The 10,433-nt window shown below is 53.5% G+C and carries 13 protein-coding genes; 11 read left to right on the top strand and 2 right to left on the bottom strand.

The genetic code is table 11. The features are described 5' to 3' along the window. The first annotated feature begins 211 nt into the window (after nucleotides 1-211). Both CHM34_RS07150 and CHM34_RS07145 read left to right on the top strand, forming a co-directional pair. Nucleotides 212-1,717, top strand: coding sequence for an aldehyde dehydrogenase family protein (locus CHM34_RS07150; protein WP_094263895.1), 1,506 nt, complete (start codon nucleotides 212-214; stop codon nucleotides 1,715-1,717). 12 nt (nucleotides 1,718-1,729) lie between these two features. Continuing rightward, nucleotides 1,730-2,122, top strand: coding sequence for a thioesterase family protein (locus CHM34_RS07145; protein WP_094263894.1), 393 nt, complete (start codon nucleotides 1,730-1,732; stop codon nucleotides 2,120-2,122). Between the two features lie 74 nt (nucleotides 2,123-2,196). Here CHM34_RS07145 and CHM34_RS19270 read toward each other — a convergent pair whose 3' ends face one another. Beyond that, nucleotides 2,197-2,367, bottom strand: coding sequence for a hypothetical protein (locus tag CHM34_RS19270; protein ID WP_169713637.1), 171 nt, complete (start codon nucleotides 2,365-2,367; stop codon nucleotides 2,197-2,199). 33 nt (nucleotides 2,368-2,400) lie between these two features. Beyond that, complete coding sequence (locus tag CHM34_RS07140) at nucleotides 2,401-2,724, bottom strand: hydrolase (RefSeq protein ID WP_240511914.1); 324 nt, start codon at nucleotides 2,722-2,724, stop codon at nucleotides 2,401-2,403. A 370-nt stretch (nucleotides 2,725-3,094) separates the two neighbouring features. Between CHM34_RS07140 and CHM34_RS07135 the strand changes: the two genes are divergently transcribed. The 9 genes from CHM34_RS07135 to CHM34_RS07095 all read left to right on the top strand — a co-directional run bounded on the left by CHM34_RS07135 (nucleotide 3,095) and on the right by CHM34_RS07095 (nucleotide 10,267). Continuing rightward, nucleotides 3,095-4,057 carry a tyrosine-type recombinase/integrase gene (locus tag CHM34_RS07135; protein ID WP_094263893.1) on the top strand — a complete coding sequence of 321 codons (963 nt, stop codon included), beginning with the start codon at nucleotides 3,095-3,097 and terminating at the stop codon, nucleotides 4,055-4,057. A 185-nt stretch (nucleotides 4,058-4,242) separates the two neighbouring features. Next, complete coding sequence (locus CHM34_RS07130) at nucleotides 4,243-5,220, top strand: helix-turn-helix domain-containing protein (protein ID WP_094263892.1); 978 nt, start codon at nucleotides 4,243-4,245, stop codon at nucleotides 5,218-5,220. 172 nt (nucleotides 5,221-5,392) lie between these two features. After that, entirely contained in the window at nucleotides 5,393-5,671 is a 279-nt protein-coding gene (locus CHM34_RS07125) for a hypothetical protein (RefSeq protein WP_094263891.1), read from the top strand. A 16-nt stretch (nucleotides 5,672-5,687) separates the two neighbouring features. After that, complete coding sequence (locus CHM34_RS07120) at nucleotides 5,688-5,894, top strand: hypothetical protein (protein ID WP_094263890.1); 207 nt, start codon at nucleotides 5,688-5,690, stop codon at nucleotides 5,892-5,894. Then, nucleotides 5,887-6,276, top strand: a complete 390-nt coding sequence (locus tag CHM34_RS07115; protein WP_094263889.1) for a hypothetical protein — start codon at nucleotides 5,887-5,889, stop codon at nucleotides 6,274-6,276. Before CHM34_RS07120 ends, CHM34_RS07115 begins: the two co-directional genes overlap by 8 nt. A gap of 15 nt (nucleotides 6,277-6,291) precedes the next feature. Then, nucleotides 6,292-7,053: a P-loop NTPase family protein gene (locus tag CHM34_RS07110; RefSeq protein ID WP_094263888.1), complete on the top strand. Its 762-nt coding sequence runs from the start codon at nucleotides 6,292-6,294 to the stop codon at nucleotides 7,051-7,053. 1 nt (nucleotide 7,054) lies between these two features. Then, nucleotides 7,055-7,846, top strand: coding sequence for a hypothetical protein (locus CHM34_RS07105; RefSeq protein WP_094263887.1), 792 nt, complete (start codon nucleotides 7,055-7,057; stop codon nucleotides 7,844-7,846). 12 nt (nucleotides 7,847-7,858) lie between these two features. Further along, nucleotides 7,859-9,259, top strand: a complete 1,401-nt coding sequence (locus tag CHM34_RS07100; protein WP_094263886.1) for a DnaB-like helicase C-terminal domain-containing protein — start codon at nucleotides 7,859-7,861, stop codon at nucleotides 9,257-9,259. Nucleotides 9,260-9,274: 15 nt separating this feature from the next. After that, on the top strand, nucleotides 9,275-10,267 hold the full coding sequence (locus CHM34_RS07095; protein WP_094263885.1) for a toprim domain-containing protein: 993 nt from the start codon (nucleotides 9,275-9,277) through the stop codon (nucleotides 10,265-10,267). The last annotated feature ends 166 nt before the right edge of the window (nucleotides 10,268-10,433 follow it).

The raw sequence follows: 10,433 nt of genomic DNA, 5'->3' as shown, positions 1-10,433 counted from the left end.
GAGTACCTTTGGCTCGTCAGAACAACGAAACGGAGTGTGGAACCCCACCCCGACCCACCCACCAAGGATGTGCTAAAATCACAACGCTTCAAGGGTCTGGCCATTCAGCGATGCCCTGTATTCAAAAAGCACCAATCAAGCCGTGTCACGACTGCTGAAGCGGATTTTCAAAGGTCGAAATCGTTTTTTAGAATGATGAGGAGGTTTGTCCATGCTTCAAGATCAGGTGAAGGACACCTTGTTAAAAGAAAAATATCAGCTGCTCATCGGCGGAGAGTATGTTGACGGTTCCGGTGGAGATTGGTTTGATACATACAATCCGGCCACCGGCGAAAGGATTGCACAGGTGGCGACAGCGACGGAGGATGATGTGGACCGGGCTGTAGCGGCCGCTCGCGATGCCTTGGAAAACAGTAAATGGGCCAAATGGCCTGCCGCCCGCCGCGGGCAGATCCTGAACCGCGTAGCGGCCATCATGAGGGAACGGATAAAAGACCTGGTGAAGCTGGAGGTTCTGAACAGCGGAAAAGCCTTGTCCGCCGCCCAGGGACAAGTCCATCAGGCGATCGAGGATTTCGAGTTGTACGCTGGAGCGGTTCATACCTTATCGGGGGATACCAAGCCGGTTCCCAATGGATTTCTCAACTATACCGTCAAGGAGCCCGTCGGTGTCTGCGCTCAGATCGTTCCCTGGAATTATCCGATGATGATGGCGGCATGGAAGATCGCTCCCGCCTTGGCGGCGGGTTGTACGATTGTGCTGAAACCGGCCAGCCTCACTCCGGTCACCGCCCATGTGCTCGCGGAGATTTGCCATGAGGCCGGCGTCCCCGCCGGGGTGATCAATGTCATCACCGGGAGCGGCTCCACCATCGGCGCTTACCTGACGGAGCATCCGGGTGTGGATAAAGTGGCCTTTACCGGAGAAACGGGAACCGGGAAGGACATCATGAAGAACGCTTCGGAAACGCTGAAGCGGATTACGCTTGAGCTCGGCGGTAAATCCCCCGCCATCGTTTTTGATGACGCTGATCTGGAAGCGGCGGTGGACGGTTCCCTCTTCGGAATCTACTTCAATACCGGAATGTCCTGTGAAGCCCGTTCCCGCCTGTTTGTCCATGAAAAGATTTATGATACCTTTGTCGATCGGTTCGTGGAAAAAACAAAGAAACTGAAGCTGGGAGACACGATGGACAAGGAGACCCATATCGGGGCGGTGATCTCCGACGATCAATGGAAGGTGATCGATTCCTATGTGAAGCTGGCCACCGAGGAAGGGGGGCGTGTCCTCTACGGCGGTAGCCGCCCCGAGGGAGCCGCCTTCGAGAAAGGGCACTGGTATTTGCCGACGGTGATTACCAATGTCACGAACGATATGCGTGTCGCCCAGGAAGAAATTTTTGGCCCCGTTGTGGTGATTATCAAATTCAGCGACGAAAAAGAGGTTCTCCGCCAAGCCAACGACAGCATCTACGGCCTGGCCGCCGCTGTCTGGACCCAGGACTTTGGCCGGGCTCACCGGGTTGCCGGAAAGCTGAAAGCGGGGACGGTGATGGTGAACAATCCCTTCTCCGCTATGCCGGGATTGCCCTTCGGGGGTTATAAACAGTCCGGTTTCGGCCGGGAGCTGGCGATCGAGTCCCTGGATCTGTACACGGAAACCAAAAGCGTCAACGCCTATATCGGTCCCAAACCGATCAATCCCTTTGGTGTCTAGGAGAGGTTGCCGATGAAGGAGGGATTGAAACCGGGACACCGGGAGACGATTGAAATGACGGTGACCCGGGAGATGACTGCTTCCTTCGGCGGGGAAGAAGTTCATCCGACCCTGTCCACTGTCACCATGGTTTATTACATGGAATGGGCGGGGCGCCGGGTGATCCTGCCCTTTCTGGAGGAAGGGGAGGAAGGAGTCGGCGGTTCCATCTCCGTAAAGCACCGTGCTCCGGCTCCGGTCGGCAAAACGGTGATCTTTACAGCGGAGGCGGTGGAAGTCAAACTGGACAAAGTGGTCTGCCGGGTCCGGGCCGCTCATGACAAATCGGTGGTCGGCGAAGGGAGATTTGTCCAGGCCATTCTTCCCCGGGACCAGATCCGCCGGCGAATTGAAGCGATGCGATAGGACCACCGAACCCGTCAGGAAGTCACTCCATGCGATTTCCGGCGGGTTTTATGTTTGGGAAAGGGGGTTGCGGATTAAAGCCAACCCGCTTTAGCGACAAAGGCGGGTCCGGCCGTGGATCCCGCCTCCTTTTTCTCTTTGGATTCTCCCTTTTTCTCCGGCCAGCTGAACGTCAAGGAGATCGAGCTTCTGGATACGATGAAATAAATAAGCAGTGCAAGCAATAAAATGAGCCACTTTTTCATAGGATCCCTCTTCTTTTACTCAATTCGGTTTCTTTACGGGTTTATCAGGCCCAATTCCTCCATCTGATGTCGGGTCTCCGGTGTGCCCAACCGGTAGATCTGACGGTAGATTTGTTGCATGGTTCGGTCGTAGCCGTCGTTTTCCCGGTTCTGATTGTATTGGAGGAAAGGGGTGTGGGCATCCCAAAAGGTTTCCATGTCTTCCGTGGAATTATTGGCGAGAAGGCGGTTTAGCTTCCTGACCTCCTCATCCGTCGCCTCAATTTGGAATCCGTAAGGAGAGGTTCCTTTTTCCTGCAGGATTTCCCCCATGGTCTCACCGGAATGGAGATCGACATAATACTTTCTTTTATCCAAGGTAACCGCCCTCCAAGGGAAGGATGTGCCCATAGGATGTACCGGAAGGGAAGGAGGTATTCTCGGGGACAAACCGAAACTCCAAAAATAAAAAAGTAAATCCCTTGACAAAGAACCGACTCCCGTCATATAATATAAATCGTTGACGGCAACGCCGCAATAAAAAATGACCCATCGGGCCGAAGTGGCGGAATTGGCAGACGCGCACGACTCAAAATAGCAGGGTCAATCCGTAACGACTAAAACGTGGATTTAATGCGGGTTCTCGCTTCCGAGAGGGAGCGGGGGCCCGTTTTTAATAGTACGCATAGGTCATTACGAGGCCAATGGCATAACTTCGTACGATTCGATTAAAGGAGGCGTACGAAGAATGCCGCGAAGGCGCAACCGTTTAACCATGGACGTAAACCCGAAGCAGGTAGACGCGGAATTGTTGGACGACTGGGACCTTGCCCGCGACTCGTTCCTCCGGGACTGCCGCGTCCGGAACCTGTCGGAGCACACCGTTAAGTATTACCGTAACGAACTGGAGACGCTCCGGAAAACATTAGTAGCCGGAAAGGCCCCGACGGACCCGACGAAAATTATGGCAGAACATATTAAGGAAGCGGTAATACTCCCGATGATGGACGCGGGTAAAAAAGAGACGACGATTAACGCTCGGCTTAGGGCGGCCAGGTCGTTCTTTAATTTCCTGGAGCGCGAGCGGTATATCATGGATAATCCCATGGCATCCGTACAATTGGTCCGGCAAAAAAGGTCGGTCGTTCAGACGTTTACCCGTCAGCAGGTTCTCGCTATTCTTGGAGCGCCAGACCAGATGACCTTTACCGGGGTCCGCGACTATACTCTACTCCTGCTCCTATTCGAAACAGGACTCCGCGTAAAGGAGCTCGTTAACGTACGTATCGACGACATACGGTTCGAGGACGGGGTGCTCCGCGTCCAGGACCCGAAGGGGATTAACGAGCGGCTGGTACCGTTCCAGACGACGGTAAGGGGCCAGCTTCGTAAATACCTTTCCCTCCGCGGAAAGCTCGAGCACGACTTCCTGTTCGTGAATATTGATAACGAGCCGATATCCATTCGCCAGGTACAGAACCGTTTTAGAATCTACGGGCGTATTGCGGGAATCACTAACGTAAGATGCTCGCCGCACACTGCGCGCCATACCTTCGCGCGAATGTTCGTAGCCAGTGGCGGCGACGCGTTCACTCTTCAGCGCATCCTCGGGCATACTACGCTCGAAATGACGAAAAGGTATGTAGCGTTATTTTCCGATGAGATAACGAAGTCGCACAAAAAGCATAGCCCTATCGAGAAGCTGTTTTAATAAGCTCCTGTTATGCCCCGCATCGAGCGGGGTTATTTTTTTTTGTTGCAAGTGTCGAAAACGACTCACTCTCCCCCTTTAAGGGTTTACGTACGCTTTTAAGAAAAGGGGTTTACAAAAGTAAAACATCTGTGGTAAAGTTGTTCCTGTACTTATCGAAAAACTTAACGAAAGGAACTAGATATATGCTGCATAAGAAAGTCATCGAGAAACTACGCGGATATCAGAAACATAAGTCCTTTGAGGAGGTTTCCCGGTCCGTAAAGTCGTTCCTGGACGACAACCTGGTAACGGAAACTCAGCTCCGGGCTCTCCGCGTTATCCAGCATCACGGAAAAATCGTTCCTGGCGTCGCACTCCTTAAGTACGAAACTATCGCGGAATACGTCGGGGTTACCCGTCGTACCGTCATCACAGCCGTTAAGAAGTTGACCGAGTTTGGAATTATCGAAAAGCACGCTCAGACACGCGAACTACAAGGCGGGGACGGGGCGAATATTTTTTGTATCGTAGTTTTCACCCCGAACAACACTCCGGATTACACCTCGAAAAACACTGCGACCGAGAACGCTTCCACCCCCGCGGATACTGGCTCCGAGGCCGATAATTCCGGGGCGGAATATGTAGAGTATGTGGAATATGAGGAGAATATGAGTTCTAAAGACTACGTACATACGTACAAGGACGCGTACGGGGCTGAAAAAGATAGGGCTAATCAGGATGTAGAGATTCGCGAGGATGTCCATATGGGAAAGGAGCTCGTCCCCCATATGGTTCCAAGTGAGTTCTCCGACTTTGTGGGCCGCTATCTGAAGAATGCGCTGGATATTGTCAAGCTGTACGAGCGCGCCATCCTAGCTACCCGTAAGCTCGGGGATATCCACGTCCGTGATGAACTGGCCCTGGACGCCTTTAAGTCGACTCTGTTTGCCTACAAGTCCGGAAGGGTTCGCGGGGATTTCTTCGGATACTTCTACGGTACTTACTACCGTCTGGCTGAACAGGAGCAGGTAGTAGAGGTCCGGCGCGAGTCTATGGGAGATATGCCGTCCTGGCTATCTTCCGCCATGGAGGACCATTACCCGGTTATCGAGGAGAGCGACCTGGAGGCCGAGGAAGGGGTATACGGCCCTCCAGACGTGGATTACTTCGAGTACCTGTAAATCTTATATCGAAAAAATAACCGAATAAATTTCCGATGTTATGTCGGAATCATCCGCAGTTCCCCCTTTAAGGATATGCGAGGCGCTTTTCTCTGTCTCCTATCCAATCGAAACGGGGACCTGTCGGGGATTGAAATCGACTCCCCTTTAAGGAGTTAGGAGGAACAAAACTATGCAAGGTTCTCTCGATTTGTTTGAGCAAAAGAAGGAGAAGAATGCCCCGGAGACGCGCAAGTCTATCACCAAGCGGAAGACCGTCCGGGAATCTGCACGCAAGACGGAAACGGTCGCTCCTACGACTGTTTATCGTTGTCCGTCCTGTGATAATGCTATTGCGTTGCATATTCCGGCTATCTCCGTGGAGTGCGGACGCTGTCGGAAGAAGTGTTACGAGGATACGACGCTCGATACTCAAGGGCCCAAGCAGGTACAGGCGGTTCTTAATCTTTAAAGGAGGTATTCTCAATATGCATAACCGTGCGGAAGAAGCCGTCGAGGTGACCAAAAACGGGGACTATATCGTATTTTGGCCCGGAGTCAGTTTGTATTACGACCACACCGACGGGGTTTTCAACTTAGTTTACCCGGATGGTAAGTCCTTCGTTTATGATAACGGGGATTTTCTGGCGGCGGACTTGTCGGAATACCTGATGGAGCGTGGTATTCATGACTAGGGAAACGAAACCGAAGGCGTACGACTGGAAGGCGCGGGATATTTCCGACTGGAATACGACGACCGTACGCGCCTATCTTAAGGCCAGACACGAGGAAGAACTAAGTATCCCGTACGTTCCGAAAAACTTTAAGGTGGAGCTCGGACAGATTAGCCATATGATTAAGAATTACGGACCGGGGACGACTAAGGCGTTTATCGACGAGTGTTTCCGCTCGTACACTCCGACACCGAAGTACCCCGGCCTGTCCTTTTGGTTCATGTTTACGTACATGAAGTCGGCCGTACTGCCGCGGGTTCTGGAGAAGGCCGTTAACGAGGAGCGGAACCGGCGGGCTAAGGCACATATCCCGAAGGTCGAGAACGTAGACGACTGGCTTTAAAAAGGAGGCCGCCATATGAACACTAACGAGAAAGTCTGTATCTTAAGCGGGCCCTGTAATAACGCCGGGGCCCCTGACTTTTGTAACAACAAATGTCCGTACTTCGTGCCGTTACACGGGGCGGACGGGGGTGGCGGTATGGTAGCGCGGGCGAACATTCCGGCCGACTACCGCCTGGCTACTCTGAGTAATTCGCCGGTACGTGAGGAGCAGGAACGGGCGTACCGGCTACTCGATAAATACGTTACTACTTTTAACCGTCAATTCGAGGATGGAGCGAAACAAATAAAAAGCCTGTACCTGTTCAGTCCGCCGGGGACCGGTAAAACGTACACCGCGTCCGCCCTGGCTAATGAATACCTTACCCGACATTATCTCGGAAGCCGGTACCGGGGGAAAAACGCCCTCGAGCGACCGGCTTTTTTCTTGTCTTTTAACCGTTGGCATTCCCAGTTCCACGCCTTTAACCGTCGGAATGTACCGGAGCACATTGGAGGACCGGCGGCCGACGCGTACTATACCGCGCACGAGACCGCGAAGGCTGTTCCGTTCCTGGTTATTGACGATATCGGGGTCCGTCACGCTTCCGAGGCGTTTAATATGGACGTTCTGGACCTGGTGGACGCGCGGGTAAGTAACCTGCTCCCGACGGTCTATACCTCTAACGTCCCTATCGATACGCTGTCCAGCTTGTACGACGACCGGGTTTTCGACCGGGTTCGGGACTTATGCCTGCCGATTGAGTTCGAAGGAGGAAGCAAAAGGGGGATTCGATAAAATGAAAAAGTTTGATGTTGGGGACTTGGTCTACTACACAGCCCCGGACGGTTCCCGGATAGAGACGGAGGTTATTGGTCTTTCGTATCTCGGAGGGGAGGTTCGGTACCTCATTTCGGGAGCCGTGCCTCCTGTAAAAGCCGAGTCCCTCTCGTACGTAAGACCGGAGAGGGAGTTCGAAATCGGAGACACGGTTCTATATGACGATGGAGGGCGGTCCCCTTTTGAGGTCGAGGTAACGGGGTTCGATGAGAGCGGCAAAGAGACCCTCTACTTTATCTCCGGTAAAATGTCGCCGGTTTCTCCTAAGTGTCTTACGAAAATCGAATACGCTGAACAGGCGGGGTTCTCTGGGGCTCCGTCTTTTAAGTTTAAGGTCGGGGACATTGTGACGGTAAGGGGCTATGAAGGAAATCAATATACGGTCCTGGAAAGGGCTTTCACCACCTTTGAGGGTTCGAACGTTATCGGATACCTCCTCTATCCCCTAAACGAGCCCCCGACTCTGTGGAATATCGTGGACGCGTTCGAGGAGGATATCGTCCTGGTCGGGCGGGGTCCAGAGGAGATTATGCCGGAGGACAAAGTGCTTAAGAAAACCCCGGCCACCCATAGCGAACGGGAAACGCGGGAGCGTTTGCGGTCGAATCGTCGCACGGTAGAGCTTATCCATAACCATATCGACCGTAAGCTGGCGCTCTACTCCATAACGAAGGACGAGAGATACCTTCGGCACGCGGCCAGGTTGAAGCAATGGGCCGACAAGGTTCCGACGAGAGCTTATAAATTATAGGGGGCATGTGGAATGAGTACCGCGGGTATGCGGTTTATTTCTAAGGCGCTGGACAGGAGCGACTCCGAAGCGTTTAAACGTTGCCGGTTAAAGCCGGTTCATTTCCCTACGCGGGACGAAGAGCGTATCGTCTCGTGGATTGAAGAATATAACCAGAAGAACGCGGGGGCGTGCCCGACTCCCGAGGAAGTAGCCGCGGAGTTTGTGGCTTTCGAGTATTACCCGGATGTCCCCGCGGCTTTCGAATCCCTGGCCCGCGAAGTAAAAGAAAACTGGGCCCAGCGGGAAACCGTCCGGTTACTTCGCGGGAAACTCGACCCGCAGGACCAGGAGGAGCAAGTACGGGGCATAACGGTTAAGAAGCTCTTCGAGGAAAAGGAGGGTATCGAGCTAGTACGTGGGCTCCTTTCCGAGCTGGAACATATCGAGCAGGAGGCCGACGTATCTAAGCGCTTGGGCCGGAACTTGCGGGATATGTCCGCGGACGGCCTGGAAGAGTACCACCGCCGTAAAGAGGGCAAGTCGTTCAAAATGTGGCGTACCCCCTTCGAAACCCTTAACAAGGAAATCGGGGGACTATATAGCGGAGATGTATATACCATCTTCGCCGAGTCCGGCCGTGGGAAGTCGTACCTTACTATCGCTTTCCTCGACGAGTTCCTACGTCAGGGGGCGACGGTACTTTTTAAGTCCTACGAGCTTAAATGGTTCCTGGTTCTGGCGCGGCTTATCTCTATTGCTTCCGCTCGGGACGAAGCTTTTACCGATGTTCGGACTAAGCGGAAAATCGGTATCCGTAATAAAGGCATACTTACCGGGAAGCTTACGGGAGCCGAGGAGGGGCTGTATGAGCAGATGGTCCGGGAAATTAACGACTATTATCCCGGCCAGATTATTCTCCAAGCGAAGAGCGACCACGAGCTTACCCGCTCCCTGTCGGAACTGGACCAGGAGCTACGGTCTAATCAGGGCATCGACGTCGTAGTAATTGACCCGTTTAACAATGTATCGGACGTTTACGGTCGAAACGTCAACAAAACGGCTGGGGGTGCCGCTGAGACCGCCGCCCGCCGGTTCGAGCAAATTATAGGCCAGTATGACGTCGTAGGACTTACCACTGTCCAGGCTTCCGTAGAGAACAGCCAAAAGGATAAGGAGAAAATCCGAGCGGGCAAACGCGAGTTGAAGCTACCGACACGGGACCAGGTTAAGACGACTAAAGCCGTACTGGAAGTATCCTCAAACCTGTTCTCGTTCGATAACGTCGACGGCGTGGCCCGTATAGGGACGGAGAAAGGTAGAAATGGCGGGGAGGGCTTTTACGTTGATTTAATTGCCATGCTGGATTACGGGGTGCTCCGGGAGGCCCCGAGCGGAGAGGCTGTCCGGGAACAATTTACCGCGGTATTTTAAAAAGGGGGAAACGGAATGGAACTAAACGGAGTCGAGGACATTGCGGTAAATGTCCGGGAGGAGCTGGAGTCTTTCGAATGGGAACAAGCGAGGGGGTGGGAGACCGACAAGTTAATCGCATGCTCCCCCTTCCGCCAGGACTCCACACCCTCCTTTTACGTCTGGCTGGAGGATAGCCCGGTATTTCGGGCGAAGGCCGGGTACTGGGGAGATAGCGGGGGGAGCGAGTACGAGCGCGGGGACTTTATTACGCTTTTATCTTTCCTACGACAGGAGACGAGGGAGGAAACAGCGCAGTACTTACTCGACAAGTACGCGCCGGGATGGGACGGGGATTTCCGTAATATAGAGTTCGACTTTACGTGGATACAGGCGGGCCAGGCGGGGAAACGACCTCCTATACCGTTGTCGTACTTGGACCCGTATAAGTTCCGCCACCCTTACCTCGAACGACGAGGGGTTACCGAGCGGGTCCAGCGCGCTATGCAGGTAGGCTATGACCGGGATAAAAAGGCCGTAACCATTCCGTGGTTTAACGGCCGCGGGGAGCTCGTGCAGGTTAAGCGCCGGTCGGTTACGTCGAAGTTTTTCCGGTTCCTCTCGATGGAGGAAGGCGGCCACCCCGTCCGGGAGCTCCTTTACGGTATCGACGTTATCCATCGTAAGGAACTGGACTGCGCGGTTATTACGGAGGCGGAAATCGATGCTCTTTACGCTATGTCCTCTGGTTTCCCAGCTATCGCTGTCGGGGGCGCAAAGTTCTCGAAGGAAAAGGCGGCCCTAATTAAGCGGAGCCCCCTTCGTAAATTGGTTATTGCGGCCGACAACGACATGACGGGCCAGGCACTGGAGGAGCAAATTATTAAGCGGCTTAGCGGCCAGGTGGGCCTCTGGCGGGTAAGGCTCCCGAAGGGCTATAAGGACCTTAACGACGTTAAGGAGCCGGAAGCGTTGTCGTGCTTACTTCAAAAGCCCGAGCGGGTTAGCTGGCGCCTGGTACGGATATAAAGTTACTCGTTCTTTTTCTTTCGTTCATTTTTTCCGTCCAGTTCCGATTCGATTTTCGAAAAAATACGTTCTTTCATGCCTTTCGGCGGGTCCAGGGTGTCAAGGTCTAGCCCTATTGAAAGTGCTAGTTCCTCGAGACCCCGGTCCCGGGGCTTATCCGACATCT

It is taken from the genome of Paludifilum halophilum, assembly GCF_002245355.1.
In the GTDB taxonomy this organism is placed as follows: Bacteria; Bacillota; Bacilli; order Thermoactinomycetales; family DSM-45169; genus Paludifilum; species Paludifilum halophilum.
Note: the sequence above shows the minus strand (reverse complement) of the source record. Positions and strands in the feature narration are given on the sequence as shown.

What these genes read in the sequence shown, in the direction of transcription:
- CHM34_RS07150 (WP_094263895.1), top strand. Translation starts at nt 212, where the DNA reads ATGCTTCAAGATCAGGTGAAGGACACCTTGTTAAAAGAAAAATATCAG.
- CHM34_RS07145 (WP_094263894.1), top strand. Translation starts at nt 1,730, where the DNA reads ATGAAGGAGGGATTGAAACCGGGACACCGGGAGACGATTGAAATGACG.
- CHM34_RS19270 (WP_169713637.1), bottom strand. Translation starts at nt 2,367, where the DNA reads ATGAAAAAGTGGCTCATTTTATTGCTTGCACTGCTTATTTATTTCATC.
- CHM34_RS07135 (WP_094263893.1), top strand. Translation starts at nt 3,095, where the DNA reads ATGCCGCGAAGGCGCAACCGTTTAACCATGGACGTAAACCCGAAGCAG.
- CHM34_RS07130 (WP_094263892.1), top strand. Translation starts at nt 4,243, where the DNA reads ATGCTGCATAAGAAAGTCATCGAGAAACTACGCGGATATCAGAAACAT.
- CHM34_RS07125 (WP_094263891.1), top strand. Translation starts at nt 5,393, where the DNA reads ATGCAAGGTTCTCTCGATTTGTTTGAGCAAAAGAAGGAGAAGAATGCC.
- CHM34_RS07120 (WP_094263890.1), top strand. Translation starts at nt 5,688, where the DNA reads ATGCATAACCGTGCGGAAGAAGCCGTCGAGGTGACCAAAAACGGGGAC.
- CHM34_RS07115 (WP_094263889.1), top strand. Translation starts at nt 5,887, where the DNA reads ATGACTAGGGAAACGAAACCGAAGGCGTACGACTGGAAGGCGCGGGAT.
- CHM34_RS07110 (WP_094263888.1), top strand. Translation starts at nt 6,292, where the DNA reads ATGAACACTAACGAGAAAGTCTGTATCTTAAGCGGGCCCTGTAATAAC.
- CHM34_RS07105 (WP_094263887.1), top strand. Translation starts at nt 7,055, where the DNA reads ATGAAAAAGTTTGATGTTGGGGACTTGGTCTACTACACAGCCCCGGAC.
- CHM34_RS07100 (WP_094263886.1), top strand. Translation starts at nt 7,859, where the DNA reads ATGAGTACCGCGGGTATGCGGTTTATTTCTAAGGCGCTGGACAGGAGC.
- CHM34_RS07095 (WP_094263885.1), top strand. Translation starts at nt 9,275, where the DNA reads ATGGAACTAAACGGAGTCGAGGACATTGCGGTAAATGTCCGGGAGGAG.